The 25,932-nt window shown below is 70.2% G+C and carries 24 protein-coding genes and 1 pseudogene; 3 read left to right on the plus strand and 22 right to left on the minus strand.

Going from position 1 to position 25,932, the window contains the following annotated elements; genetic code table 11:
• Positions 1-17: 17 nt before the first annotated feature.
• Both OXR63_RS00005 and OXR63_RS00010 read right to left on the minus strand, forming a co-directional pair.
• Entirely contained in the window at positions 18-596 is a 579-nt protein-coding gene (locus OXR63_RS00005; protein WP_267419179.1) for a hypothetical protein, read from the minus strand.
• 80 nt (positions 597-676) lie between these two features.
• On the minus strand, positions 677-1,228 hold the full coding sequence (locus tag OXR63_RS00010) for a phosphoribosyltransferase family protein (protein ID WP_267419180.1): 552 nt from the start codon (positions 1,226-1,228) through the stop codon (positions 677-679).
• 1,231 nt (positions 1,229-2,459) lie between these two features.
• Here OXR63_RS00010 and OXR63_RS00015 point away from each other — a divergent pair.
• Complete coding sequence (locus OXR63_RS00015; protein ID WP_308202647.1) at positions 2,460-2,696, plus strand: hypothetical protein; 237 nt, start codon at positions 2,460-2,462, stop codon at positions 2,694-2,696.
• A 121-nt stretch (positions 2,697-2,817) separates the two neighbouring features.
• Here OXR63_RS00015 and OXR63_RS00020 read toward each other — a convergent pair whose 3' ends face one another.
• From OXR63_RS00020 to OXR63_RS00095, 16 genes and pseudogenes are all read right to left on the minus strand, one after another.
• Positions 2,818-3,627, minus strand: a complete 810-nt coding sequence (locus OXR63_RS00020) for a hypothetical protein (protein WP_267419181.1) — start codon at positions 3,625-3,627, stop codon at positions 2,818-2,820.
• A 170-nt stretch (positions 3,628-3,797) separates the two neighbouring features.
• A pseudogene (locus tag OXR63_RS00025) lies at positions 3,798-5,552 on the minus strand (AMP-binding protein).
• A 24-nt stretch (positions 5,553-5,576) separates the two neighbouring features.
• A complete protein-coding gene (locus OXR63_RS00030) occupies positions 5,577-6,194 on the minus strand; it encodes a hypothetical protein (protein ID WP_267419182.1) in 618 nt (205 codons plus the stop codon).
• Positions 6,191-7,246 (minus strand): BLUF domain-containing protein, encoded by a 1,056-nt coding sequence (locus tag OXR63_RS00035; protein WP_267419183.1) that lies wholly within the window; start codon positions 7,244-7,246, stop codon positions 6,191-6,193. Before OXR63_RS00035 ends, OXR63_RS00030 begins: the two co-directional genes overlap by 4 nt.
• A gap of 89 nt (positions 7,247-7,335) precedes the next feature.
• Positions 7,336-8,382, minus strand: coding sequence for a zinc-binding dehydrogenase (locus OXR63_RS00040; protein ID WP_267419184.1), 1,047 nt, complete (start codon positions 8,380-8,382; stop codon positions 7,336-7,338).
• Positions 8,383-8,396: 14 nt separating this feature from the next.
• Positions 8,397-9,371, minus strand: a complete 975-nt coding sequence (locus tag OXR63_RS00045) for a ketopantoate reductase family protein (protein ID WP_267419185.1) — start codon at positions 9,369-9,371, stop codon at positions 8,397-8,399.
• A 39-nt stretch (positions 9,372-9,410) separates the two neighbouring features.
• On the minus strand, positions 9,411-11,114 hold the full coding sequence (locus tag OXR63_RS00050; protein ID WP_267419186.1) for a DUF885 domain-containing protein: 1,704 nt from the start codon (positions 11,112-11,114) through the stop codon (positions 9,411-9,413).
• A gap of 83 nt (positions 11,115-11,197) precedes the next feature.
• On the minus strand, positions 11,198-11,869 hold the full coding sequence (locus OXR63_RS00055) for an SDR family NAD(P)-dependent oxidoreductase (RefSeq protein WP_267419187.1): 672 nt from the start codon (positions 11,867-11,869) through the stop codon (positions 11,198-11,200).
• A 104-nt stretch (positions 11,870-11,973) separates the two neighbouring features.
• Positions 11,974-12,918, minus strand: coding sequence for a MurR/RpiR family transcriptional regulator (locus OXR63_RS00060; RefSeq protein ID WP_194660523.1), 945 nt, complete (start codon positions 12,916-12,918; stop codon positions 11,974-11,976).
• A gap of 117 nt (positions 12,919-13,035) precedes the next feature.
• Positions 13,036-13,986 (minus strand): isoaspartyl peptidase/L-asparaginase family protein, encoded by a 951-nt coding sequence (locus tag OXR63_RS00065; protein WP_267419188.1) that lies wholly within the window; start codon positions 13,984-13,986, stop codon positions 13,036-13,038.
• Positions 13,986-14,819 (minus strand): M55 family metallopeptidase, encoded by an 834-nt coding sequence (locus OXR63_RS00070; RefSeq protein WP_267419189.1) that lies wholly within the window; start codon positions 14,817-14,819, stop codon positions 13,986-13,988. The genes OXR63_RS00065 and OXR63_RS00070 overlap by 1 nt, the downstream gene beginning before the upstream one ends.
• On the minus strand, positions 14,816-16,138 hold the full coding sequence (locus tag OXR63_RS00075; RefSeq protein WP_267419190.1) for an oligopeptide/dipeptide ABC transporter ATP-binding protein: 1,323 nt from the start codon (positions 16,136-16,138) through the stop codon (positions 14,816-14,818). The genes OXR63_RS00070 and OXR63_RS00075 overlap by 4 nt, the downstream gene beginning before the upstream one ends.
• Positions 16,135-17,262: an ABC transporter ATP-binding protein gene (locus OXR63_RS00080; protein WP_267419191.1), complete on the minus strand. Its 1,128-nt coding sequence runs from the start codon at positions 17,260-17,262 to the stop codon at positions 16,135-16,137. Before OXR63_RS00080 ends, OXR63_RS00075 begins: the two co-directional genes overlap by 4 nt.
• A 1-nt stretch (position 17,263) precedes the next feature.
• Positions 17,264-18,148 (minus strand): ABC transporter permease, encoded by an 885-nt coding sequence (locus OXR63_RS00085; RefSeq protein WP_267419192.1) that lies wholly within the window; start codon positions 18,146-18,148, stop codon positions 17,264-17,266.
• Complete coding sequence (locus OXR63_RS00090) at positions 18,145-19,104, minus strand: ABC transporter permease (protein WP_267419193.1); 960 nt, start codon at positions 19,102-19,104, stop codon at positions 18,145-18,147. Before OXR63_RS00090 ends, OXR63_RS00085 begins: the two co-directional genes overlap by 4 nt.
• Positions 19,105-19,193: 89 nt before the next feature.
• The gene (locus tag OXR63_RS00095) at positions 19,194-20,762 is read right to left on the minus strand and encodes an ABC transporter substrate-binding protein (protein WP_267419194.1); all 1,569 of its coding nucleotides are present in this window, start codon (positions 20,760-20,762) and stop codon (positions 19,194-19,196) included.
• 127 nt (positions 20,763-20,889) lie between these two features.
• On the opposite strand from OXR63_RS00095, the gene OXR63_RS00100 reads away from it, so the two are divergent.
• Complete coding sequence (locus tag OXR63_RS00100) at positions 20,890-21,381, plus strand: GNAT family N-acetyltransferase (RefSeq protein WP_267419195.1); 492 nt, start codon at positions 20,890-20,892, stop codon at positions 21,379-21,381.
• A 104-nt stretch (positions 21,382-21,485) separates the two neighbouring features.
• On the opposite strand, the gene OXR63_RS00105 is transcribed toward OXR63_RS00100, so the two are convergent.
• Positions 21,486-21,638, minus strand: coding sequence for a hypothetical protein (locus tag OXR63_RS00105; protein WP_267419196.1), 153 nt, complete (start codon positions 21,636-21,638; stop codon positions 21,486-21,488).
• A gap of 127 nt (positions 21,639-21,765) precedes the next feature.
• Positions 21,766-24,132 carry an excinuclease ABC subunit UvrA gene (locus OXR63_RS00110; protein ID WP_267419197.1) on the minus strand — a complete coding sequence of 789 codons (2,367 nt, stop codon included), beginning with the start codon at positions 24,130-24,132 and terminating at the stop codon, positions 21,766-21,768.
• 77 nt (positions 24,133-24,209) lie between these two features.
• Between OXR63_RS00110 and OXR63_RS00115 the strand changes: the two genes are divergently transcribed.
• Complete coding sequence (locus tag OXR63_RS00115; protein WP_267419198.1) at positions 24,210-24,608, plus strand: VOC family protein; 399 nt, start codon at positions 24,210-24,212, stop codon at positions 24,606-24,608.
• Here the strand turns inward: OXR63_RS00115 and OXR63_RS00120 are convergent.
• On the minus strand, positions 24,592-25,050 hold the full coding sequence (locus OXR63_RS00120) for an NUDIX hydrolase (RefSeq protein WP_267419199.1): 459 nt from the start codon (positions 25,048-25,050) through the stop codon (positions 24,592-24,594). The two genes, OXR63_RS00115 and OXR63_RS00120, sit on opposite strands and share 17 nt — an antisense overlap.
• Before the next feature lie 40 nt (positions 25,051-25,090).
• Positions 25,091-25,852 (minus strand): SDR family oxidoreductase, encoded by a 762-nt coding sequence (locus OXR63_RS00125; protein ID WP_267419200.1) that lies wholly within the window; start codon positions 25,850-25,852, stop codon positions 25,091-25,093.
• Positions 25,853-25,932 lie beyond the last annotated feature (80 nt).

Below are 25,932 nucleotides of genomic sequence, written 5' to 3' on the forward strand. Positions count from 1 at the left end.
CCGGACGCCTCGCGGCTTCATCGAATACGAGACCAGCGGTCATTGACCCGGAGGCTACGGATGGCATACACGAGCGTGAACGGCCCGAGGATCAGCAGCGGCAACCATGACCCGATGCTGGCGGTATTTATCACAAGGTTGACCAGCGCGAGCAGGAGCATGAGAGCACCAGTGATAGCTGAAAACCAGGCGATGGGCTTTGGCCACGGTGAGAGTTGCCCGACGTTGGCCGCCGCCGGGGCGATTCCGGTCTCACCGTCGCCGGTGCCGCTCGCATGACCGACCGCGTCGTGCAACGCGCGGATGTCGCGAGCACCTTCGCCCCAGTCGAACAGCGTCGTCGGCACGGTTGGACGCGATCGAGCAGTCACGCTTGTCCCGCCGGTTGTCGGTGCGAGGTCGATGGTGATGACCTCACCCCAGGAGTACAGGTTCCCACGTACGCCAAGTTCGACGCGGGCATCCGCGGACGACGTGATCCTTGCGCGCTGCGTCGACGTGGCGACTCGCACGAACAGACGATGCGTCTCTTCGAGAGGCTTCGCGACTATCCAACTGGCCGTTGAGCGCGCCGCTCGCGTCCTCACTTCAAGCATGTGCTCAGTCAACCCGATCGAGCGTGCCCTGGTCCCATTAGCGGATCGTCCAGCGGACGGTGCCGAGCTGGTACTGCGTCCTACAGCTCGCGCAGCGACACGAGCGAGCGCAGTCGCAGCGCTCGACGAAGCGGGGTCCGCTCGAGTCCGTCGACCACGACGGCGGCTCCGATCCAGGTCGCTCCGGCCATGTCCACGAGAGCGTGCGCGGCTTCCGCCTGGGCTCCCGTCGCTATCCAATCGTCGACGAAGAGCACGCGGTCCCCGGATTGCAACAGCGAGCGTCGAACTCCAAGGCGGAGGGAGCGGTCTCGGTAGTCTGGCCCGGTCGAGACCTCCCACCAGGGATCACTGTCCGCGGCACGCCTCGGGTCCTTCCGGACCTCGGCGAGGCCGACGCCGAGGTGCACTGCGACGAGCGCTCCGAGGATGGCCCCGCGCGACTGGATCCCCATGATCACCGAGGGGTGGGCGTCATCGAAGAGGGAAGCAAGGCCGGGACCGAGGGAACTCAGTACGTGCGGATCACGCCACCAGCCCGTTAGGTCGGCGTAGGAGTTGTAGTCCGTCCGGTCACCGAGCCACCGAAACGAGGTCTGTAGCCGTCGTTTTAAGTCAGCGTCCGTGGTCACGACGCCATTGTCTCAGGGCGTGTGACTGCTCAGGAAAGCAAGTCGAACCACGGACACGTGGTCTAGATGCCCGTTAGCCGGTCGTCCACCGGACCACACCCGGTAGTGACAACCACGACAACTCGACCATGTTGTGCTTGATCAGGGGATTCCCGTACAGGTGTCCCGCGAAAATGCCCGGTGAAGGGGCGCCAAACGCTACAACGCAGCAGGCGCCGTATGGTCGTGGTCAGCTGTCTCTGCCGTGGTGGGGGAGAGAGGCGTCGCGAGCATGGGGAGAGGTTGGTGCAGTCGATGCCGAACTCGCGGGCGATGGTGGCCGAAGCAAGCCGACGCGGACGCATCGGCATGCTCCTACGACCTGACGGTCAGTGAGCTTGAGGGTGCGCCCTTGTACACGCCGGCGGTCTTCGGGATGCGTATGCGTTGACGCTTGTGAACGACGGTGCGAACGAAGTCGCCGAGGAGGTCCAGGATGAGGCGACCGGTTGAGTCGTCGGTCTCGCGGCTGGAGGGCTGCTGTTGCTTGAGATGGAGCAGTCGGGAGAAGCTTGAGGTCCTCGACCTGACATAATAGGCATTATCGGCGCGCTGACGTGAGACGCTGCCGTTGGGCTGCTGCTACTTGCCGAGGCCGGGTCAGCCGCTCATGCCGCGGTTCCGGTACTTCGAGCCCACGTTCGCGGCCAGCGCCGATAGTCATAAGAAAACAGTCCCGGCTCTCTGAAAAGAACCGGGACTGCCTCTTGAAAGCAAGCTCCAGGAGGCAAAATTGAGCCCACGAGTGCGCCGCTGTTGGAATCCTTCTTCGCGACGGATTCCTTCGCGGTACACGCGAGGAAAACTTCCAAGGATGGCGCCTCTACTTCTTGAAACTCAACAGGAACAAGGTTGCGAAAACAGCAAACCCAACAACGGCGATCACTGACAGAACGATTGCCGGGAGAAGTATCGCTGACGAAGCAGAGGGTGGATCATTTGATGTTGACAAAGTGATGAGGTTCGCCACTGGAAGTATCGCGAAGACTGCGAAGACTGTAGTGAAAATCAGGCTAAGAGTCCGATTTCGCTTACTCCACCTAGGCCTAGCTTGCGTCGGATCGTTTGTTCCATGTGATGACATTGCGGCCCTTAGTACGTGTCGACTGGGTTGTGTTGTAAGTTCACCCAAAGCTTGGGGCCCAGCCGGAGGTCAGAGCATAGCTCCACGAACCGTCGCTGTCTGCTCGCGATGCAGTCACCCCAAGGAACGAGTAATCGGAGGACCAGCCCGACGAGCTACTACTGCTTCCAGGTCGACATGACGCTCCGGGTCCACGACCTCGGTGGGCGGATCGTCGAGGTACCGATCCGTTTCCGTGACCGCATTCACGGTGTGTCGAAGATGAGCCAGGCGATCGTCGTCGAAGCCATGCTCCGCACCACGCAGTGGGGGCTCCAGCGCCGCTTTCGTCGGCGAACGCACTGACTGACGGTCAAACCGACATCTGCCTGTCGCACTGGCCCTCGGCGGCGGTCAGAGCCGCCACGTCATGCACAGTGGGAAGCCCGTCACCACTGATGGGTCGGCGGTGCTGCACGCTCGATCATCATCCGACCAACTCGGTCACGATACGAACATCAAGGTCGAGTTGCGTCCTCGAACTGTGCTCCACTCGAGGTTCATCGAGCGATCTCGAGGTCACGACTGCGCCAGTTGAGACCGTGACCTCGATCTGATGTGCGTCGAAGACCGCGCCACTGTCCACTTGCACGTGTTCCGAGCTGATCCAGCGAACCGATCGAGATGCGCGCCGAATGCTCTCGATCGTCGTCGAACCGATGAACTCTGCGCTCAGGTTCACTGCACCATCGCGCGCAACACGAAGACACAGGCGTGCGAATCCATCGTCAGCGATCCTCGCTTCGAGGCGAACGCGCGTCTTCCGGTCCCGACTCGACTTCCACGGGCCGGTGAACGCGAACCGGTACTGCGCCTGGCGGAGCGAGGCAGCGGCGCGAAGTACTCGCGACATTTCCAGAGCGCGGAGTTCCGCAACGCCGACCGCTCCTGCCACGAGCGCTTCTCCTGCCAGGACCCGGATCACCTCGCTCGACGCTTCTCGAAGGCGCATCGGGATGAGGATGACCCCGCCCTCCTCACCCCCGCGATGGAACGATCGTTCGACCAACACGGTCACGTCGGGGCCGTCGTGGGCTCTGCCCGTGAAGCCGATCGATGACGAGTGCGGTGTGTCCACGGCTTCGTCCTCCAGCAGGGCGGAGAACGCCTCTGCGGGCGATCGCGAAGCACGGAGGAATCGGTCCAAGGCAACGTCGGAGCGCTCTGGTTCCTCGAACCACGGATCGCTGAGCGAACCGGCTGTCGGCCAGAAGGCGATCCGTCGCAACTTCGGCATCTCGGAGCTCCTTCAATGCTGTCTCACCTGCAACTACGACGCCTGGTCCGGCAAGTGTCCCATCCGCGCGGCGGCTCACCTCGTGTCCTGCAGCAGCTGGGAGTACTGCTCCCGCTACCGATGTCCGCGACGGGGCTCGGTAGACACATGCACGGACATCATCTCCATCGTCAGCGCCGATGTGGGCTACTCACGGGGCCCCGGAGCTCCGGGAACTGCTCGTCTCGCCACTCGCCGTCGATACCCGCGCCACTCGCAGCTGCACGCTCCTCACGCTCGCGCAGCTCCACCCGACGGATCTTGCCCGAGATCGTCTTCGGCAGCTCTGCGAACTCGACGCGTCGCACCCGCGCGTAGGCCGGCAGCGCGGTCCGAGCGTGCTCGAGCACTTGCTTCGCGGTCTCGGCCGTCGCCTCCCACCCGGCAGCCAAGGTGACGTAGGCCTTCACGATGTTGAGTCGAGCGTCGTCAGGTGCCGGCACGACGGCGCTCTCCGCCACGGCGGGGTGCTGCAGCAGGACGCTCTCGACCTCGAACGGCGAGACCTTGTAGTCGGAGGACTTGAACACGTCGTCGATCCGGCCGATGAAGGTCAGTTCGTCGTTCGCGTCCCGCGAGGCGATGTCGCCCGTGTGGAAGAACCCGTCGCGCATCGACGCTGCCGTCCGCTCAGGATCGCCGAGGTACTCCGCCATCAGGTTGACGGGCCGTTGGCGGAGGTCCAGGCAGACTTCGCCCTCGTCGCCCGGCTTCCCGGTCACCGGGTCCAGCAAGGTCACGGTGACACCAGGCAGCGGGCGCCCCATCGCGCCCGGTGTGACGTGCGCGCCAGGAGCATTGCCGATGATCGCCGTCGTCTCGGTCTGGCCGTAGCCGTCACGGATGGTCAAGCCCCAGGCTTCGGCGACTCGGTCGATCACCTCGGGGTTCAGCGGTTCCCCCGCCGACACGATCTCGCGCAGCGCCTGGGGACGCTCCCCCAGATCGGACTGCAGCATCATCCGCCACGCGGTCGGCGGCGCGCAGAACGTGCTCACCTCGGCTGCGTCCATCTGGGCCAGGAGCGCAGCGGGGTCGAAGCGCGGGGTGTTGTGGATGAACACCGTGGCCTCGGCGATCCACGGCGCGAAGAAGCAGCTCCAGGCGTGCTTCCCCCAGCCGGGAGAGCTGATCGCCAGGTGTACGTCCCCGGGCCGCAGGCCGAGCCAGTGCATCGTGCTGAGGTGCCCGACGGGGTAGGACGTCTGCGTGTGCACCACCATCTTCGGCTTCGACGTCGTCCCGGACGTGAAGTAGACGAGACAGGGGTCGGACGTACGGGTGACCACGACGGGCCGCGACTCCCCCGCGGGTGCGCGCTCACCGAGGTCCGATGGGTACTCCGTCCAACCCTCCGCCGCGCCACCGATCACGATGCGCGAGAAGGCCCCACGGACATCGTCGTACTTCGCCGTCTCGCCGTGGTTCGTGACGACGTGCGCCACGGCTCCGCGGTCGACTCGGTCCTGCAGGTCGGAGGTGTCGAGCATCGTCGACGTCGGGAGGATCACGGCGCCGAGCTTGATCACCGCCAGCATCGTCTCCCAGAGCTCGAGCTAGTTGCCGAGCATGACCAGGACGTGGTCACCCTTCCGGACGCCGTGCTCGTGCAGGCGCACGGCCAGGCGGTCGGACCTCGCGGCCATCTCCGCGTAGCTGAGCCGCTGCTCCGCACCGGCCGCATCGACGATCCACAGCGCGGTGCGGTCGTTGTCGGCGGCGATGACGTCGAACCAGTCGTTCGCCCAGTTGAAGGTCTCTCCGAGGTCGGGCCACCGGAACCCGGCGCGCGCGGCCTCGGAGGACTCCGCGGCGAGCAGCTGGTCACGGGCAGCGCGGTACGCAGCGGTCGGGGTCAGTGGTGGCACGGTCCGATCATGCCGCATCCGTCCGACGCGAATGCCCGCTGCTCAGTCGCCGGGCTTGGCGTCCTCGTCGCTCCAGCCGCTCCGCATGCGAGCGACCGCACGGTCCCAGGTCCCGAGCAGGTCGGGTTCGACCGTGAGCAGGTACTGCAGCTGGAGTCCGTCGTAGAGCGCGACGAGCTGCTTCGCCGCGTGCCGCGGCGCCATCGACCGTGGCTCCCGCCCGGTGACCATGTCCCGAGTCAGGAACAGCGTCGTGTCCTGCAGCAGCTGCGAGTACTGCTCCCGGTACCAGCCGGCGTCGGTGTCCGGTGCGCTGCAGGCCGTGCTCATCAGGTGGATGCGCGCCCGCATCATCGCCGGGTCGAGCTGCCCGAGCCGGAGCAGGTGACGGAGGTAGGGCACGGCGCCCTTCGTCTCGGCGATGACGCGCGACTGTCGACGGCCGGCTTCGATCCAGTGTGAGGCCGCGGCGACGACGAGCGCGTCCCAGGTGGGGAAGAGCTTCTTGACCATCCACACCTCGACGTTCGCCGCGCGCGCGACGACGAAGTAGTCGATGGTGTCGAAGCCGTCGCGGCGGGCGGCCTGGACGGCGCCGGCGATGACGCGGCCGCGTTCCGCCTGCTCCCCCGTCAGTGCGGTCGATCCGCTGTCGCTCATGGGCGTGCGCCCACGGGCAGCTGCTGGAACGGGTCGTGCTGCTCGTACGGCTCGGACCAGCCGCGTCGGGCACGTGCGGTGGCACGGTCGAACGCGTCGACGATGTCGAGTCCCGGTTCGAGCAGCGCCTGGACGCGGAGGCCGTCGAACAGCGCCAGGAGCTGCTGCGCCCCGCGCTCGGCGTCCATCGTCGCCGGCTCCCGACCGGACCGGACGTCGTCCTCGAGCGCGTCGCGGACGACGGCCTTGAAGCCCGAGTACATCGCCCGGAAGTACTCGCCGCCGGGTTGGGTCGAGCTGGTGCTCGTGCTGAGCGTGCTCGCGACGAGTCGCATCAGCGCCGGCTGTTCCGCGTGCGCCCGGACCAGGGCCCGGAGGTAGGCGACGGCGCCGAGTTCCGCGGCGATCGGCAGCAGCGGGCCGGACAGGGCACCTGCCCAGCGCTCGATCATGGCGCGCACGAGGTCGGGCCGCGTCGGGAACAGCACGAGGAGCTCGTCGAGGTCGATGCTGGCGACGTCCGCGACGAGCTCCAGGGAGCAGTCCTCGATGCCGGTCTCGTGCAGCACCTCGATCGCCACGTTCACGATGCGCACCTGCTCGGAGGTGCTGTCGGTGTGGTGCTGGGCGGACAGGGGTGCTCTCGGGTGCGCTCGGAACCAGGTCAGCAGCGCTCCCCCGCGACGAGCCAGGAGCTCCGGGTCGGTGTCGAGCGGTGCCGTGAGCAGCGCGGCCACGTCCTGGTCGCCGTGCAGGAGCGGGTCGGCCTGCTGGTACGCCGCAGCCGACTCGGGGAAGACCCGGCGCCGGGAGGACTCCGACCACAGCACGCGGACGGTGCCGTACCGCGGCTCGGCCTGGAGCTGCGCCAGACGGTCCGACACGGCGGCGTCGTCACCCTCGACCACCCCGACGGCCCGGTCGTGGTGTCGCGTCAGGACCCCGGTGACGCCGACCGCGGCGTTCCCCTCCCGCAGAGCGGCGAGGAGCACCGCGAAGGCTCCGTCCGTCCACGGCGTCGACGGAACCATCGCGAAGACGACTGCCCGCATGCTGGATCCCCTGATCAGTCGGTAAACGAGTCGTCCTCACCGTCGCACCTCCCCCGCCCGGGCGGAAATCGCGAACTGGGGGTTGACTCTCAGCCCGCGAGCATCGCCTTGATGCTGCGTCGTTCGTCCATCGCGCGGTACCCCTCGGCGACGTCGACGAGCGGCAGCGTCAGGTCGAACACCGAGCCGGCGTCGTAGGTGCCGGCCATCGTGCGCGCGACGAGGTCGGGCAGGTACCGGCGCACCGGTGCGAGACCGAAGCGCAGCGTCAGGTGCTGCACGAACGGCTGGAAGATCCCGAGCTGCGGGCTGGTGTGCGGGACGCCGACCGCGCCGATGGTGCCGCCGACCCGGGCCATGCCGATCGCCGTCGCCCAGGACTCCGGTGTCCCGACGGCCTCGACGACGTGTCGGACGCCGAGCCCCCCGGTCATCTCGCGGACGGCGGCGACGGCCTCGTCCCCGCGGACGCTCACGACGTCGGTGGCGCCGTACGACCGACCGATGGCGGCGCGGTCCTCGTGACTGCTCATCAGGATGACCCGCTCCGCACCGAGGACGGACCGGGCGCCGAGCACCGCGGCGAGCCCGACGGCGCCGTCACCGATCACCGCGACGGTCGAGCCCTCGGTGACGTCGGCGAGGACGGCGCCGTGCAGGCCGGTGCCCGCGACGTCGCTCAGCGCGAGGAGGGACGGGAGCAGGTGTTCGTCGACACCGGCGAGGCCGCCGGGCACGACGACGAGGGTGCCGTCGGCCAGGGGCACCCGGACGGCCTCCCCCTGTCCTCCGTCGGCGCCGGGCGCGCCGAAGGTCCCGCCGTGCTCGCACCGCGTGTTGATGCCGTCCAGGCAGGCCGGGCAGGTGCCGTCCGACCACTGGAACGGGGCGACGACGAGGTCGCCGACCGCGACGGTGTGGACGTCCTCGCCGATCTCCTCGACGACGCCGATGAACTCGTGGCCGAGGCGTGATCCGGGCGCACGCTGGGTCACGCCGCGCCACGACCAGAGGTCGGACCCGCAGACGCACGACCGGACGACACGCACGACCGCGTCGGTGGGCTCGTGCAGGGCGGCGTCGGGGACGTCCTCGACGGTGACTTGGCCGGCGGCCTGGTAGAGGGCTGCGCGCATGGGGGGACTCCGGTTCAGGCGTGGGTGGGGAGGTCGTGGACGAAGGCGGCGAGCTCGTCGAGGTTCGCGCGCTCGCAGGTGCGGCGGCCCTCCTCGACGTCGTGGACCATGGCGACGATCCGGTCGAACACCGGACCCTGGATGTCCTTGTGCACCTCGTCGACCTCGGTCTTGCGCCTGCGCACCATGAGGTCGCGCCAGATCCCGGACCGGGCCTTGGCGCTGCGGCGGTTGAACGCGGCGAGGCGGTCGAGGGAGCCGGGCAGGTCGTCGGGCACGAAGCCGTCGAAGGACTCGACCTGGACGGGTGCCTGGTCGATGGCCTCCTGCGCGACGGCGATCATCAGCTCCCGGTAGGCGGGCAGCGAGAGCGAGTCGGCGATCGTCAGGTCCGAGACGGCCCCGGCCCAGAGCATCGCGCCGTAGGCCTCCTTGCCCCACAGGTACCCGAGGACGTTCTCCGTCGGCAGCGCGTACGGCATCGCGTCCGCGAGCAGGCCGACGCGTGGGGTGATCGCTCCCCCGGCGAGCTCGCCGATCCGGAACGCGGCGATGTTGCCCTGCAGGATCCGCCCCGGCTCGAGGTAGTCCGCGCCGACGTTGATGAAGCTCGACACCACGCGCTCGGCGCCGACGACCTCGGACAGAGTGTCGGCGGTCAGCCCGTTCTGGGTGGTGAGCACGTACCCGTCCGGGGCGAGCACCTCGGCGAGCACCCGGGCAGCGGACGCGGTGTGCAGGCTCTTCACCGCGACGACCGCTGCGCCGACCCCGCCGGCGCCGACCCGCGACGGCAGCTCCTCCGGCGTGACGGCGTCCACGCGGACCGTGAAGTCCTCGACGGGCCCCTCGATGTGCAGCCCGTGGGCGTTGATCGCGGCGACGTGGTCGGCGTCCGCGTCGCACAGCAGCACGCCGTGCCCGGCGCGGGCCATGTGTGCGCCGATGGTGCCACCGATCGCGCCGGCGCCGATGATCGTGATGTCCACGGGGGTCCTCCAGGGTCGTACGGACGGGGGTGGTGCAGGTCAGACGGCGGCGGTGGTCCGCTGCTGCCAGCGGGTCACGGCGTCGGCGAGGACGGTCAGCGGGACCGCACCGTTGCCGAGCACGATCTCGTGGAAGTCGCGGATGGAGAACGCGTCGCCGAGGGCCTCGCGCGCGCCGCTGCGGAGCCGGAGGATCTCGCGTCGGCCGATCATGTACGCCAGCGCCTGTCCGGGCCAGGCGATGTAGCGGTCGACCTCGCTCCGGACGTGCTCGTCCGTCGTCGCGGTGTTGTCGAGCATGAACTGCACGGCACGCTCGCGGGACCAGCCGAAGGCGTGCATGCCCGTGTCGACCACGAGTCGGCAGGCCCGGACGGCCCGCATCGAGAGCATCCCGAGCCGCGAGAGGTCGTCGGAGTACAGGCCGGCGTCGTCCGCGAACTGCTCGGAGTACAGCCCCCAGCCCTCGTTGAAGCTGCAGGCCTCGACGTCGAGGTGTCGTCGGTACCGCGGGATGTCGAGCCGCTGCGCCATCGCGAGCTGCATGTGGTGTCCCGGGACCGACTCGTGGAAGGTCAGGGCCTCGTACTCGTAGCGGTAGTGCGTCTCGGGCGCGCTGGCGTTGATGCAGAAGGTCCCCGGACGGCTGCCGTCGACGGCGGGCGGACGGTAGAACCCGAGCGCACTCGACGCGGCGTCGACCTCGTTGATCGGACCGATGGCGCAGTCGGTGATGTCGTCCGCGGGGAAGTACCGGTCGCGCACGGCCTCGGCACGGGCGAGGGCGTCGTGTGCGACGGCCATGATCTCCTCGCTCGAGGTGAACCGGAGCGCCGGGTCCTCGCGGAGTCGGGTGGCGATGGCGGCGAAGTCGCGCAGCCCGAACAGCCGGTCCCCGATCTCGGCGGCCTCGGCGCGGATGCCCTCGAGCTCCTCGAGCCCGATCCGGTGCACCTCGTCCGGGGTCAGGTCGGTCGTGGTGTGCCGGGCGACCGCGGCGACGTACCCCTCGGTCCCGCCGGGCACCTCGCTGATGCCGACGTGCTCGTCGTCACGCGCCACCGGCAGCAGTGCGCGGAGCGCCACGGCCAGTGCGGCCATCCCGGGGCGCACGGACTGCGCGACGAGGTCCTCCGACTGCGCGACCAGCGACGCCGCCTCGGCCACCGTCGCGGTGCGGGCGGGCTCGAGCAGTGGGTCCTCGGCGAGCGGCAGCCCCAGGTACCCCTCGAGCTGCTCGACGGCGTGCAGGACACCCATGCTCGTCGGGACACGGCCGGCGGCGGCCTCGTCGGCATACCGCTCCCCCAGCGCGACGAACATCGCGCCGAGCCCGGCGAGCCGGGACGTGTACCGGGCTGCCGCGGCGCGGTCCGGGACCGTCATCGCGGGCACGGCCTGGAACACGAGGCCCTGCCGGCTGACGTAGCCCTTGGCCGAGGCGTTCGCCGCCCAGAGTGCGTGGCGGGCGTCCGCCGCGGCACCGCGGGCCAGGGCGACGAGCACGTCCCGGTCGACGCGGCCGGCGTCGTCGAGGTCCTCCGCCGGCAGCGCCGCGGCCTCCTCCGCCACGGCTTCGAGAAGGTCGGCTGCGCGGTCGCTCGCCGCCCGCGACGGGTCCCCCGGCAGGTGGTCGAACTCCGTGATCCCGAGCAGGGTCGCGTTGTACGGGTCGTACGTGTGCTGCGCGACGAAGTACCGCTCGCCGAGGGCGTGCAGTCGGGTGGCCGTGTCGGTGGTCAAGGGTCCTCCAGAGGACAGGAACAGGGACGAACAGGAACGAACAGGGACAGGGACAGGACGGACTGGAGGCTCGCGCAGCCGACTCAGAAGAGCGAGTGGCCGCCGTCGACGGAGAGCGTCTGCCCGCTCACCCATCCAGCGTCCGGGGCGACGAAGAAGGACACGGCACGGGCGATGTCCTCGGGCGTGCCGGTCCGGCGCACCGCGATCCGCTCGACCAGGGCGCGCTGCCCCTCGGGCCCGTAGGAGTCCCACTGCGCCTGCGTCGTCGGGTTCGACAGCACGAAGCCGGGCGCGATGCAGTTCGCGGTGATGCCGTACTGGCCGAGTTCGTGCGCCATCTGTCGGGTGAAGCCGATCTGTGCCGCCTTCGCCGCGGTGTACGCCTGGATGCCGGTGAGGCTGACACTCCGACCGGCACCGGAGGCGATCATCACGATCCGGCCCCACCCGCGCGGCTTCATGCTCCGGACGGCGGCGCGCGTGCAGTTCCGCGTGGTCGTGAGGTTGGCATGCAGGACGGCGTCCCAGGCCTCGTCCGAGAGCTCCTCGATCGGGGTGTGCGTCTGCCCGACCACGCCGCCGGCCACGTTCACCAGCACGTCGACGGGACCGAGCGCGGCGAACCAGGCATCGGTCGCCGCGGAGTCACTGAGGTCGACGTCGTCCCGGTCCACCCGGTGCACGACCGCTCCGTCGGCGGCGAGCCGGTCCGCGATGCCGGACCCGATGCCCTGGGCCGCACCTGTGACCACCGCGACCCGACCTGCGAGCGTCTCCCCGGGCCTCCCGGCCGGAGCAGCCGGAGCAGCCGGAGCAGCCAACCCAGCCGAACCGTCCGACCCGTCGACACCCGCGCTCACAGCGCGCCCCCGGTCCCCGGCAGGGCGAGCGCCTCGACGTTGCCGGCCCCGACCTCGCGGGGTCCGGTGTCGTCGCGGACGTCCTCCTCGGCGTGGGCGGCACGGGAGGCGCGGGTGATCCGCACCGACTCCTCCCACTGCCGCATCCGCTCCAGCCCGCGGGGCCCAGCGGCGCGCAGCACGCCCTCGACCAGGGCCTCGATGAGGACCAGCAGCGGCGTCATGGAGTCGAACGGGATGCCGTCGACGGTGACCGGGAGCACGATGTCCGCGCTCTCGACCACGGGCGACAGCGACGTGTCGGTGATGAGCAGGACGGTCGCGCCCTGGCGCTTCGCCGCGGCCGCCGCCTGCTGCGCGACGAGCTCGTGCCGGCGGAAGTCCATCACGACGACGACCCCGCCCTTGCCGAGCTGCAGGAACCGGCCGACGTCGTGGCCGAGCGGCTCGGCGACGAAGTCGACGTTCGGCAGGATCTGGTCGAGCTGCGCCGCGAGCACCATCGCGAAGTACCGGCTGAAGTAGCCGCCCAGCAGCGCGACCTGCTTGGGACGGTCGGCGAGCACGGCGACTGCCCGGTCGAACTCGCTCGGCGGGACGCTCGTGCCGAGCGACTCGACGAGCGCGACACGGTCGGCGATGGCGCGACCGAGCGTGCCGCCGTCGCCGAGGGCGATCCCCTCCTGGGAGCGGCGGAGCGGGCTGTTGAGGTGGTCGGCGATCTCGTCGCGGACCCGCGCCTGGAAGTCCGGCCAGCTGCCGAACCCGAGTCGGCTCGCGAGCCGCAGGACCGTCGGCGTGCTCGTCCCGGCGGTGCGGGCGAGGCTCGCGGCGCTCTCCGTCCCCGCGGTGGGCCAGGCGGCCAGCAGGGCGCGGGCGACCTTGCGCTCCGCCGGGCTCAGCTCGTCCATGCGGGCGAAGACCTCGTCGTTGATGGGCATCCCAGCTCCTCGTCGTCGGTGGTGGTCGTGGTGCTCGTCGTGCTCGTGATCGCGAGCCTGGCAGGCCCGACCGGACGGACGCCCGGACGGGCGCCCGGACGGGCGCCCGCCCGCGGCTCAGGTCCGGAGCACCAGGCCGCTGCCGTCGTCGAACGCCGCGAACATCGTCGGCGAGTTGTGGGCCACGACGACCCGGCCGTCCGCGCCGACGGCGACGAGTCCGCCGCTGGCGTGCTCCTCGGTCAGCTCCTGCTGGATGGTCGCGGCGACGGCGTCGTGCAGCGCGCTGCCGCCGTACCGCATCCGCGCGACGATGTCGTAGGACACGACCCCGCGGATGAACGCCTCGCCCTCGCCCGTGCAGGAGATCGCGGCGAACCCGTCGAGCGCGTAGGTGCCGGCCCCGATGATCGGCGAGTCGCCGACACGGCCGTCCTCCTGGTTCGCCATGCCGCCGGTCGACGTGGCCGCCGCGATGGAGCCGGTCCGGTCGCGGGCCACGGCCCCGACGGTGCCGTGCCGCGGTGCGACGAGCCGGTCCGCCAGGATGCGGGCGAGCTGCGCCTGCCGGGCCTCGGTGACGAAGTAGTCCTGCTCCGCGGTGGCGAGTCCCCACGACTCGACGAGCGCGCGGGTCGGGTGCACCAGGAGCAGGTGGGCGGACCGTTCCATGACGGCGCGCGCCAGGTGCACGGGGTTGCGGGCATGCCGGGAGGCTGCGATCGCCCCCGCCAGGCCGGTGCGGCCGTCCATCACGGCCGCGTCCAGTTCCACCTCGCCGTCGGTCGTCAGGGCGGCGCCCCGTCCGGCGTTGAAGAGCGGGTCGTCCTCGAGCTGCTCGACGGTCGCGCAGACCGCGTCGAGCGCGGAGCCGTCCTGGTCGAGGACCGCTTCGCCGGCTCGGTAGGCGCGCGTCAGGCCCGCCTCGAAGCGCTCGCGCTCCTCGGCGGCGAGCTCCTGGATCCGGCCGCCGGCACCGCCGTGCAGGGCGAGCGACCAGCCGCGGACCGCCGGCACGTCGAACAGGACGGTGTCGCGCGGCGGGGCGATGGACTCCTCGGCGGGCATCAGCGCCCTCCGGCCTGGCGGGTGATGTAGTTCACGGCGACGAAGCGCGTGAACACCGAGAGCAGGTCGTCACCGCTGATCGCGATGGTCCTGGTGGCGATCCGGTCGACGCCGCCGACCCAGGTCGCGACGTCGGCCATGTCGGCCGTGGCGACGTCGAGCTCCAGGGTGGCCGGTCCCTCGATCGCCCGGGTGCGCATCTCGGGGATCCGCTCGACGGCGGTCTTCGCGGCCTCGCGGATGCGGCGGCACGACTCGGTCGGGTGCAGCGCGTCGGCGCTGGCCCGGGTGATCGAGGTCTTCGTCACGACGTGCTCGGCGTCCGGTGCGAAGGGCTCGGTCTCGTCCCAGGTGACCTCGTCGCCGGTGACGAGGGCGATCGGCACGCCGTGGTGCGAGGTGACGAGGGCGTTGATGCCGCTCTCCCCCACCCAGGTGCCGTCGACGCGGGCGCCGGTGAACACCTCGGGGTTGTACGTGTGTGACAGGACCGACGGCGCCCCCGAGATCGAGCCGTGGTACCCGACCAGGAACGCGCCGTCGACCGAGGCGTCGAGGCCCTGCATCATGTACATCGGCTTGTGGCGACCGGTGATGAACCGCACCTTGTCGGGGTGCACGACGGCACGCGGGTCGAGGTTCGACATCCGGCTGTGCGAGTCGTTGAGCAGCACCTCGGTGGCACCGCCGGCGACGGCGCCCTCGATGGCGGCGTTCACCTCGTCGAGGAGCAGTGCGCACCCCTGGGCGTAGCCGTCGCTGCCCGGGCGGCACTGGTCCCAGTCGACGATGCCGGCGACGCCCTCCATGTCGTACGAGATCCAGATCTTCATGCGGACGGTTCCTCCTGGTGGTGCGCGGCCGAGGCGGCCGGTGCGGCTGGTGCGACCTCGCTGAGGTCAGTCTCGACGACCCGTTCGGGGTCGAGGAGCACGTCGGGGCGGGTGAGTGCGGGGTCGTCGGCTTCGATGGCGGGTTCGTGGAGCGGGTCCACGTCGCCGAGCTCCGCCGAGCGGATGCAGGCGGCGACGTGCGGGGCCTGCGGTGCCGTCGCCTGAGCGGCGGTCGTGTCGGCACCGGGAGCCGACGTCGGGACCGTGGACGGGCCTCCTGGCCGGGTGCCGAGCACAAGCGGGACCGGGGTGAGTGCGGGGTCCGTCGTGCCGCAGGCGTCGACCGCGTACGGGCAGCGCGGGTGGAAGCGGCAGCCCGTCGGGATGTCGAACGGGCTCGGCGGGTCGCCCTGCAGGGCGAGCCGGGACGTGACGCTCTCGGCACCCATGCGCGGGATCGAGTCGATGAGCGCGCGCGTGTACGGGTGGCGTGGGTTCCGGAACAGCTCGTCGGTGTCGGCGACCTCGACGATGCGGCCGAGGTACATCACGGCGACCCGCTGGCTGAGGTGCTGCACAACGGCGAGGTTGTGCGCCACGAACAGGATGCTCAGGCCGAGCTCGCGCTGCAGCCGGGCGAAGAGCTCGAGGATCGTCGCCTGGACGGACACGTCCAGGGCCGACACCGGCTCGTCGGCGATGAGCACGTCGGGGCGGACCGCGATGGCGCGGGCGATCGCGATGCGCTGGCGCTGGCCGCCCGAGAACTGGCTCGGGTAGGCGTCGAGCGCGTCCTCCTCGAGCCCCACGAGGTTGAGGATCCGGATGCTCTCCGCACGGACCTCGGCCCGCGGCACGATGTGGTGCAGCACCAGGAGCTCCCGGAGCATCGAGCCGACGGAGATCCGCGGGTTCAGGGACGAGTACGGGTCCTGGAACACCATCTGGATCCGACGCGAGGCGTCCTTGTCGCGGTGGAGGGGCACGCGCTCGCCGTCCGCGTCGAGGGTCCCGGTGGTCGCGGTGACGCTGCCGACCAGGATCTTCGCCAGGGTCGACTTGCCGGAGCCGGACTCCCCCACCAGGGCGAGGACCTCGCCGCGGCGGAGCTCCAGGTCGATGCCGTCGAGCGCGGTCAGGGCGGTGGGAGCGGACCGGCGCATCCGGTCGATGACGGTCACGGGCAGCTGGTAGCGCTTGGTGACGGCCTCGGCGCGGAGGACGGGGGCGGTGGTGGTGGTGCTCGTGCCGGTGCCGGTGCTGGTGTTCGTGTTCGTGTTCGTGTTCGTGTTCGTGTTCGTGCTCCTGCTCGTGCTCATGCCAGGACCTCCACGGGTTCGCCGGGGGCGGCGGAGCCGATCTCGTGCGTGCGGATGCAGGCGGCCGTGCGGCCGGGGCCGACGTCCTCCTGCGCGGGCATCGCCGTCGTGCAGGCCTCGATCGCGAACCGGCAGCGCGGGGCGAACGGGCAGCCGTCCGGGCGGGCGGCGACGTTCGGCGGGAACCCCGGGATCGGGATCAGGGCGCGGTCCGGGTCGTCGAAGTCCGGAGCGGACTCGAGCAGACCCCGCGTGTACGGGTGCCGGGGGTCGCGGAAGACGTCCTTCACCGGCCCGGCCTCGACGCGGTGCCCGGCGTACATCACGGCGAGCTCGGTGCACGTCTGGTTCACCACCGCGAGGTCGTGGGTGACGAACGCCAGCGCGGTGCCGGTTTCGTCACAGAGTTCCTCGACGAGCTGGAGCACCTGGTGCTGCACCGTGACATCGAGCGCGGTCGTGGGCTCGTCGCAGAGCAGCAGCCGCGGGGAGCACGAGAGCGCCATCGCGATCATGATGCGCTGCCGGAGTCCGCCGGAGAGCTCATGTGGATAGGCCCGAGCGCGACGAGCCGGGTCGGGGATGCCGGTGCGGCGCATCATCTCGACGGCGAGCTCCGCGGCGGCCGCGCGGGAGAGCCCGAGGTGCCGGCGCGGCCCCTCGGCGATCTGCTCGCCGACCCGGACGACGGGGTTCAGGGCCGTCATCGGCTCCTGGAACACCATCGCGATCTGCGGGCCCATCAGCTTCCGACGGGCGGCGGCGGACATGCCGCCGAGGTCCTCGCCGCGGTACCGGATCGTGCCGGAGAGCACCTCGACGCCCTTCGGCAGGAGCCCGGCGATCGCGCGGAGCGTCAGGGACTTCCCGGAGCCGGACTCCCCGACGATGCCGAAGCGCTCGCCGGGCTGGATCGCGAACGAGAGGTCCTCGACGATGCGCACGTCGTCGCGGCCACGACGGCGGATGCCGATCGTCAGGGCGTCGACCTCGAGCAGGGGGGCGGTCATGCGCGGTCCTTCCGAGTGGACGCTGGTGTCGGTGCTCGTGCTCGTGCTCGTGCTCGTGCTCGTGCTCGGGATCTTGCTCGTGCTCGTGCTCGTGCTGGTGCTCGTGCTCGGCATGTCAGCGCCTCCGGTCGGGGCTCAGCAGGTCGCTGATGCCGTCGCCGAGCCAGGACAGGCCGAGGCTCGTGACGACGACGACCAGCCCGGGGATCGTGGTCTGCTGCCACTGGGTGGTGATGAACTCCTGGCCGTCCACGATCATCGAGCCCCACTCGGCCGTCGGTGGCTCGATGCCCAGGCCGAGGTAGCCGAGCGTGACGATCGCCATGATGTCCATCACGATGTCGCTCATCGCGTAGATCACCGCCTGGCTCATCACGTTCGGGGCGATGTGGCGGACGAGCAGCCGGGCGTGGGACATGCCGCCGAGCCGGGCGGCGACGACGTAGTCCTGCTGGCGGGCGACGATGACCTCGCCGCGGACGATCTTGGCGTAGGACACCCACGAGACCGCCGCGATCGCGAGGTAGATGCTCGTCTCCCCCGCGCCGAGGACGAAGACCAGCACGATGACCATGACGTAGAAGGGGAACGCGAAGAACACGTCGACGATGCGCATCAGGATGGTGTCGACGATGCCACCGACGTACCCGGCGATCGCCCCGATGACGCTGCCCACGACGAACGGGATGAGCACCGCGAGGAAGCCGACGCGCAGGTCGACGCGGGCGCCCCAGATCAGGCGGGACAGGACGTCGCGGCCGTACTTGTCGGTGCCGAGCCAGTGCGCGGCGCTCGGGGACTCGAGTGCCTGCTCGAGGTGCTGGGCGATCGGGTCGTAGGGCGCGATCACCGGGGCCAGCACGGCGACGAGCACCAGCAGGCCGACGATGACGATGCCCGCCATCAGGGAGCCGTTGCGGTACCAGGCGCGGAGCGACCGGGAGCGCGACGCCCGACGGCGCTGCTTGAAGCCCACGAGCGCGGCGGTGGGGGTGGTCATGGGGTGGTGCCTCCGGCCAGGTCGACCCGCGGGTCGAGCATCGTGTAGACGACGTCGGTCAGGATCCCGACCACGACGACGAAGATCGCGACGAACAGCGTCACGCCCTGGATCGTCGGGAAGTCACGGGCGAAGATCGCGTTCACCATGAGCGAGCCGAGGCCCGGCAGCGCGAACACCTTCTCGATGACGAGCGACCCGCCGACCAGGTACCCGAGGTTCACGCCGATGATCGACACCGTCGGGATCGCCGCGTTGCGGAGCACGTGGTCGCGGAACAGCGGCATGCCAGCGGCGCCCTTCGACTTCGCGGTGCCCACGTACTCGGACTCGAGCACCCCGATCATCGACGCCCGGAGGCTCCTGATGATCGTCGGGGACATCGCGATCGCCAGCGTCAGCGCCGGCAGGAACAGGAAGTACAGGTGGGCGCCGGCACCGTCGCCGTACCCACCGACGGGGAAGGCCCGCACGTTCACGGCGAGCAGCAGGATCAGCATGATGCCGACCCAGAACTGCGGCATGCCCTGACCGAGCAGGGTGAACCCGCGGGCGAACAGGTCGCCGGCGCGGTTCGGACGGCTCGCGGCGAGCGAGGCGAGCGGGATGCTGATCACGAGCGCCATCACCAGCGCGAGGCCGAGGAGCGACAGGGTGACCGGCACCGCCTGCAGCACCAGCTGCCCGACGGGGAGCTGGTAGGTGAGGCTCGTGCCGAGGTTGCCGTGCACGATCTGCCCGAGGAACCGGAAGTACTGCTCCCACAGCGGGCGGTCCAGGCCGAGCTGTTCGGTCAGCGCCGCGACGCTGGCCTTCGTCGCCCGTTCGCCGAGGAGCGCGAGTGCCGCGTTGCCCGGCAGCAGGTGGGAGAGGAAGAACACGATGATGGTCACGCCGAACGCGACCGGGACGGCCTGCAGGAGCCGTCCGGGGATGAACCGGAGCCGGTGGAGCATGACTGCCTTTCCGAGAGGGGCGGTGGGGTCCGACCGGAGTCGGACCCCACCGGTGTCGGGGTCCGGCGGGCGGCCGGACCCCGACGGAGTCACTTGCTCTTGGAGACGTCCTCGAGCTGGTAGTTGCCGAGCGGCGTCACGTGGAAGTCGTTCACCTTGTCGGTGGTCGCGAACACGTAGGGCGAGTAGTACAGGTACGCCAGGAAGGCGTCGTCACCGGTCTTCTGCTGGAGCTCGGAGTACAGCTCCTGGCGCTTGGCCGGGTCCGTCTCCTGCTGCGCCTGCTTGTTGACCGCGATGACGTCCGGGTTGTCGTAGTGCGTGAAGGCCGAGTTCGAGCCGCCCTCGGGGTCGACCGCGAAGGAGGTCCACTCGTCGGGGTCCGGGATGTCCATCGTCCAGGCGGACCACGCCATGTCGAAGTCGCCGGCAAGTCGGGCCTGCTTGTTCGCCGTCGGGTCGAGCTGCTTGATCTTCATCGTGATGCCGATCTTCTTGAGCTCGGCCTGCATGATCTGCGAGATGGACGTCTGGTTCGGGTCACCCGACCGGATCAGCAGCGTCGTGGTGAAGCCGTCGGGCTGCGACGACTTCGCCAGCTCCGCCTTCGCCTTCGCGACGTCGAACGTCGGGCCCTCGGCCTTGGCGTCGTAGTAGGGCGTGCCGGGCGAGAGCAGCGAGTTCGCCGTCGTGCCGTTGCCGAACAGCACGGCCTTGACCATCGCCTTGCGGTCCAGCGCGTACGCGATCGCGCGGCGCACGTGCACGTCGTCGAACGGCTTACGCTGCTGGTTGAAGGCGACGTAGTCGATCTGCGTCGACTTGAACGTGTCCGCCTTGACCCCGGCCGCCGACTTCAGCGACGACAGGCTCGACCAGTCCGGGGTGTCGTCGATGTCGACCTGACCGCCCTGCACCTGGAGCTTGCGGGTGTTGGCGTCCGGCACGACGGTCCACTTGACGCCGTCGAGGTAGGGCTTGCCCTTCTGCCAGTAGTCGTCGTTCGCCGTCAGGCTGAGCGACTGCCCCTTCTTCCAGGACTCCCACACGAACGGACCGGTGCCGACCGGGTGCGTGTAGAACTCCTTCTTCGACTCGCCGCCGTAGTTGTCGGGGACGATCGCGTTGCTGAACAGCGACAGGTCGGCGATGAGCGGTGCCCAGGCGTACTTGAGGTCGATCTCGACGGTCTCGTCGTCGACGGCGCTGACCTTGTCGATCGCCGCGTTGATGTAGCCCCAGCCGGACGAACCGGTGGCGGTGTCGGCGTTGATGGAGAAGACGACGTCCTTCGCGGTCATCGGGTCCCCGTTGGAGAACTCGACGCCCTTGCGGAGGTGGATCGTGTACTTCTTGCCGTCGTTCGACGCGTCGTACCCGGTCGCCAGCCACGGCTGGAGCTTCTTGCCGTCCGCGCTCACGTTGAACAGCGGCTCCATGATCTGCTGCATCACGTGGATGGAGTTGTTGTCGAAGGTCGTGGTGTTGTCCATCGAGATGATGTCGGCGGAGCGCGCCATCGTCAGGACACCGCCCTTCGGGTGTCCACCGGCGGCGGTGCCGGCGGTGTCCGCCGAGCCGCCGGCGCTGCAGCCCGCGAGGACCAGGGCTGCTGCCGCTGTCACCGCGGCCACGGCCGCCCGATTCCGTTGTCTCATCGTTGCCTCTTCGCTTCTGTGCACCGGTGCTGGTGCGGAGTCCGTGTCGGGGAGGTGGAGCGATTGGTGCTGTAGTGATGATTACAGTACGACAGGTTCTTTTCAGTTTTGTTACGTTTGGAAGACGATGGACCACGACACCCAGCCGATCGCCCTCCGGCCGTTCCGCGCCACCGACGCCGCGACCGTCGTCGCCTGGTTCCACACGCCGGAGGACGCCGTCGCCGTCGCCGGCACCGGTGCGCCCTGGCCCTACCGGGCGTCCGACCTGGTCGCCGCGTCCACCGGGGACGACCGAGTCCCGCTGACGGTCACGCCCGCCGACGACCCCGACGACGTCGTCGGGCACGTGGCGGTCGTCCGCGTCACCGCGACGACCGGGCGGCTGGCACGGATCGTCCTCGCACCACGACTCCGCGGGAAGGGGCTCTCCGGTGCCCTCGTGGCGCTCGCCGTGGCCGAGGCCCGGGCGCTCGGCCTGACCGAGCTCGCACTGTTCGTCGTGCCGGGCAACACCCCGGCGCTGCGGGCCTACGCGGCCGCCGGGTTCGTGCGCGGCGAACCCGACCAGGAGCACCCCGAGTACGTCCGGCTGGTCAGGTCGTGGCCGTCGGGCTGACGCACACGTCCCCCTCCCGGGCATGACAGAACCGCGGCCCGGACACGGCACCCCGTCGCTGCGGGGTGCTGTGTCCGGACCGCGGTCCGGTGGATGGGTGGGGCTCAGGCCTCGGAGGTCGGCACGTCGTCCGCGTCGATCTCGAGCGCGGCGTGCTCCTCGCCCTGTTCCTCGACGTTGCTGGAGGCCGTGTCCGGCTGCTCCGGTGCGTCTGCCTGCGTGGTCTCTTCTGCCGGATCCGGCTGGCTGTAGCTCATGGGCGGGACGCTACGCGCGCGGGCCTGAGGACGGCCGCGAGGTGCGCCCACCGGTCACCGCGCCGGACAGGAGGCTCGTCCCGGGTCCGGCACGGAGCCTCCCGTTCGGCGACGGCGCAGGGGCCGGTCAGGCCCCGACGTACGCCGCCAGGTGCTGCCCCGTCAGGGTCGAGCGTGCAGCGACCAGCGCGGCCGGCGTGCCCTGGAACACGACCTGACCGCCGTCGTGCCCAGCTCCGGGCCCGAGGTCGATGAGGTGGTCCGCGTGCGCCATCACGGCCTGGTGGTGCTCGATCACCACGACGGTCCTGCCCGCGTCGACCATCCGGTCGAGCAGCCCGAGCAGCTGCGCGACGTCCGCGAGGTGCAGGCCGGTGGTCGGCTCGTCGAGGACGATCACCCCGCCGGGCTCCCCCAGGTGCGTCGCGAGCTTCAGGCGCTGGCGTTCCCCGCCCGAGAGCGTGGTGAGCGGCTGGCCGATCGTCAGGTAGCCGAGCCCGACGTCGGCGAGCCGGGTGAGCAGGGTGTGTGCGGCCAGCAGACGGGACTCCCCCGCGCCGAAGAAGTCGAGGGCCTCGGTGACGGACATCGCCAGGACCTCGCTGATGTCCTTGCCACCGAGCCGGTACGCGAGGACCGACTGGTCGAACCGGCGACCCTCGCACTCCGCGCAGGTGGTGGAGACGCCGGCCATCATCCCGAGGTCCGTGTAGATCACGCCGGCACCGTTGCACGCGGGGCAGGCGCCCTCGGAGTTCGCGCTGAACAGCGCGGGCTTGACGCCGTTCGCCTTCGCGAAGGCCTTCCGGACGGGTTCGAGCAGCCCGGTGTACGTGGCCGGGTTGCTGCGCCGGGACCCGCGGATGCCGCTCTGGTCGACGGTGACGACGTCGTCACGGTGGGACAGCGACCCGTGGACGAGCGTGCTCTTGCCGGAGCCGGCGACGCCGGTCACCACGGTCAGGACCCCGAGCGGGACGTCCACGTCGACGTCCCGCAGGTTGTGCCGGTCGGCGCCGCGGATCTCGATGACACCCGTGGGCTGGCGCACGGTCGCCTTGACGGAGACGCGGTCGTCCAGGTGCCGACCCGTCACCGTGCCGCTCGCGCGCAGGCCGTCGACGGGCCCCTGGTAGCAGAGCGTGCCCCCGGCGGCGCCCGCCCCGGGCCCGAGGTCGACGACGTGGTCCGCGATCGCGATGACCTCCGGCTTGTGCTCGACGACCAGCACGGTGTTGCCCTTGTCGCGCAGGCGCAGCAGCAGCCGGTTCATCCGCTCGATGTCGTGCGGGTGCAGCCCCGTGCTCGGCTCGTCGAAGACGTAGGTGATGTCGCTCAACGAGGACCCGAGGTGCTTCACCATCTTCACGCGCTGCCCCTCGCCGCCGGAGAGCGTGCCGGTGGGACGGTCGAGCGACAGGTAGCCCAGCCCGATCTCGACGAAGGCGTCGACGGCGTCGCGGAGTCCGTCGAGCAGCGGACCGACGGACGGCTCGTCGAGGCCGTGCAGCCAGGCGGACAGGTCGGTGATCTGCATCGCGGCGACCTCGGCGACGTCCTTCCCGCCGATCTTCGACGACCGTGCGACGTCGTTGAGCCGCGTGCCGTCGCAGTCCGGGCACGTGGTGAACGTGACCGCGCGGTCGACGAACGCGCGGATGTGGGGCTGCATCGCCGTGCGGTCCTTCTGCAGCAGGGACCGCTTGACGCGGGGCACGAGGCCCTCGTACGTCATGTTGATGCCGGCGATCTTCTGCTTGGTGGGCTCGCGGTACAGGAAGTCCTGCCGCTCCTGCTCGGTGAAGTCCCTGATCGGCTTGTCCCCGGGGTAGTAGCCCGACTCGGCGTACATCCGCACGTTCCAGCCGTCCGTGCCGTAGCCCGGGACGGTGAGCGCGCCGTCGTTCAACGCGCGCGCGTCGTCGAAGAGCTGCGTCAGGTCGATCTCGCTGACGTTCCCCCGTCCTTCGCACCGGGCGCACATCCCGCCGAGCCGACTGAACGAGACCTTCTCCGCCTTGGCCTCTGTCCCACGCTGCACGGTGATGGCACCACCGGCGGTGACCGTCGCGAGGTTGAACGAGAACGCGTTGGGCCCGCCGATGTGCGGCTGACCGAGCCGGCTGAAGAGCAGGCGGAGCATCGCGCTGGCGTCCGTCGCGGTGCCGACCGTGGAGCGGGGGTCGGCGCCGATGCGCTCCTGGTCGACGACGATGGCCGTCGTCAGTCCGTCGAGCAGGTCGACGTCCGGCCGGCCGAGCGACGGCATGAACCCCTGCACGAACACGCTGTAGGTCTCGTTGATCATCCGCTGCGACTCCGCGGCGACGGTGCCGAAGACGAGCGAGCTCTTGCCGGACCCCGACACCCCGGTGAACACGGTCAGTCGACGCTTCGGCAGGTCGACGTCGACGTCCCGCAGGCTGTTCTCCCGCGCACCGCGCACCCGGATGCGGTCGTGGCTGTCGGCGACGTGCCCCGTGTCGGTGTCCATGCGGGTCAGGCTAGCGGCAGCGGTCCGCCGCACGAAGGGCCCTGGACGAGCCTGTGGAGAAGGACCATGCTGTCGCCATGGCACTCCGTTGGTACTCGATCGTCATCGACAGCCGTGACCCCGCGGCGCTCGCCCGCTGGTGGGGTGAGACCCTGAGCTGGCCCCTCGTCTACGAGTCCGAGGACGGCGACGAGGCCGTCATCGCGCCGCCCTTCGCCGACGAGCTCGCCGGCACCGTCCCGCGCGAGCAGCAGCCGCAGGGACTCGTCTTCGTCCCCGTGCCCGAGGAGAAGACGGTCAAGAACCGGCTGCACATCGACCTGGCACCCGCGCCCGACGAGTCGCTGCAGGACGCGGTCGACGCCCTGGTCGCCCGGGGTGCCGCCCTCGCCGACGTCGGCCAGCACGACGTCCCGTGGGTCGTCCTCACCGACCCCGAGGGCAACGAGTTCTGCGTCCTCACACCGCGCGAGTGAACCGCCGGACCAGGTCGGGCAGCTCCCGCGGCTCGAACGGTTCGTCGGTGGCGTCGAGTTCGTCGGCCGTCCACCACCGGGCGTCGAGGATGTCGACGCGCTCGTCCTCGGTCCACTCCTCGCTCGACAGCGAGAAGCCCGCGGTGCGCACGACGTAGAACTCGGAGTGGCCGCGGTCGTGGTCGGCCTGGTCCCACGTGACGTCGAAGTCCGACGACCAGACCGGCTCGCCGGGGTCCGTGATGACGATGCCCGTCTCCTCGCGGAGCTCGCGGATCGCCGCGTCGCGGTGCGACTCCCCCGGGTCGACACCGCCGCCCGGCGTGATCCAGCGGTGGAAGCCGTCGGAGGACGGCGCGTTGGTGTCCATCAGGAACACGCGCCCCTCCGGGTCGAGGAGCAGGATCCGGGAGGTTCGGCGCAGGCCGGGCGTGGCAGTCACGTCCCCGACGCTAGCCGACGCTGCGGAACCGGGTGGTCCCTCAGCCGACGAAGCCGCTCACGTCGCCGACGAGGCGGGTGTGGTCGGCCGGGATCGGGTCGACGGCGGCCTGCGCGATCTCCGCGGCGAACTCCGAGACGCTGTAGAGCTTGCCGACCTCCTGCCGACGGCCCTCGATCGCGCCGGGGTTGATCCGGTTCAGGAGCGTGGCGGTGATGGTGCCCTCGATCATGTCGCCGGAGACCACGACGAACTCGATGCCGGCGGCCTCGAGCTGCGGGACGAGCTCGCGCAGGGCGAGTTCGCCGGCACGCTTGCTCTTGGCGACGGGCACGTACTCGGGCAGCGTCTCGGCGGTCTCGACGAAGTGGGCCTGGTGGCTGGTGACGAAGACGACCCTGGACCCGGCGGGCATGTGCGGGACGGCGGTCTGGAGCATGTCGACCTGGGCGTCACGGTTCAGCCGGAGCGCGTAGTCGTCGCCCATGCCGGACTCCATGCCGCCGGAGGCGTTGAGCACGAGCAGGTCGATGCCGCCCCAGGCCTGCACGACGGCGTCGACCATGGCCTGCACGGACTCGTGGTCGGTGAGGTCAGCACCCACGGCGAGGGCGTCCCCACCGGCGGCGACCACGCGCTCGGCGATCTGCTCGGCACGACGGGCCTTGTTGCGGTAGTTCACGACGACCTTCGCGCCGGCCTCTGCCAGGAACCCGACGGTGTCGGCGCCGATGCCGCGGGAGGACCCGGTGACGAGGGCGCGGGTGCCGGCGAGTGCTCCGGGGGCGAGGGGGTTGCTCACAGTGCTGTTCTCCTGTTCGAAGGGTCCGTGTCGACCGCAGCGAGCCTACCAATCCCCTGCGAGATGTCGGTGGTCGTCCG

It is taken from the genome of Curtobacterium sp. GC_Cur_3, assembly GCF_026544205.1.
GTDB lineage: Bacteria > Actinomycetota > Actinomycetes > Actinomycetales > Microbacteriaceae > Curtobacterium.

Bases quoted from the DNA above. Each gene is read 5' to 3' on its own strand.
- OXR63_RS00115 (WP_267419198.1), top strand. From the start codon at position 24,210: ATGGCACTCCGTTGGTACTCGATCGTCATCGACAGCCGTGACCCCGCG.
- OXR63_RS00095 (WP_267419194.1), bottom strand. From the start codon at position 20,762: ATGAGACAACGGAATCGGGCGGCCGTGGCCGCGGTGACAGCGGCAGCA.
- OXR63_RS00090 (WP_267419193.1), bottom strand. From the start codon at position 19,104: ATGCTCCACCGGCTCCGGTTCATCCCCGGACGGCTCCTGCAGGCCGTC.
- OXR63_RS00105 (WP_267419196.1), bottom strand. From the start codon at position 21,638: ATGAGCTACAGCCAGCCGGATCCGGCAGAAGAGACCACGCAGGCAGAC.
- OXR63_RS00080 (WP_267419191.1), bottom strand. From the start codon at position 17,262: ATGCCGAGCACGAGCACCAGCACGAGCACGAGCACGAGCAAGATCCCG.
- OXR63_RS00110 (WP_267419197.1), bottom strand. From the start codon at position 24,132: ATGGACACCGACACGGGGCACGTCGCCGACAGCCACGACCGCATCCGG.
- OXR63_RS00070 (WP_267419189.1), bottom strand. From the start codon at position 14,819: ATGAAGATCTGGATCTCGTACGACATGGAGGGCGTCGCCGGCATCGTC.
- OXR63_RS00020 (WP_267419181.1), bottom strand. From the start codon at position 3,627: ATGCCGAAGTTGCGACGGATCGCCTTCTGGCCGACAGCCGGTTCGCTC.
- OXR63_RS00075 (WP_267419190.1), bottom strand. From the start codon at position 16,138: ATGAGCACGAGCAGGAGCACGAACACGAACACGAACACGAACACGAAC.
- OXR63_RS00060 (WP_194660523.1), bottom strand. From the start codon at position 12,918: ATGCCCATCAACGACGAGGTCTTCGCCCGCATGGACGAGCTGAGCCCG.
- OXR63_RS00005 (WP_267419179.1), bottom strand. From the start codon at position 596: ATGCTTGAAGTGAGGACGCGAGCGGCGCGCTCAACGGCCAGTTGGATA.
- OXR63_RS00030 (WP_267419182.1), bottom strand. From the start codon at position 6,194: ATGAGCGACAGCGGATCGACCGCACTGACGGGGGAGCAGGCGGAACGC.
- OXR63_RS00015 (WP_308202647.1), top strand. From the start codon at position 2,460: ATGCAGTCACCCCAAGGAACGAGTAATCGGAGGACCAGCCCGACGAGC.
- OXR63_RS00035 (WP_267419183.1), bottom strand. From the start codon at position 7,246: ATGCGGGCAGTCGTCTTCGCGATGGTTCCGTCGACGCCGTGGACGGAC.
- OXR63_RS00085 (WP_267419192.1), bottom strand. From the start codon at position 18,148: ATGACCACCCCCACCGCCGCGCTCGTGGGCTTCAAGCAGCGCCGTCGG.
- OXR63_RS00040 (WP_267419184.1), bottom strand. From the start codon at position 8,382: ATGCGCGCAGCCCTCTACCAGGCCGCCGGCCAAGTCACCGTCGAGGAC.
- OXR63_RS00100 (WP_267419195.1), top strand. From the start codon at position 20,890: ATGGACCACGACACCCAGCCGATCGCCCTCCGGCCGTTCCGCGCCACC.
- OXR63_RS00065 (WP_267419188.1), bottom strand. From the start codon at position 13,986: ATGCCCGCCGAGGAGTCCATCGCCCCGCCGCGCGACACCGTCCTGTTC.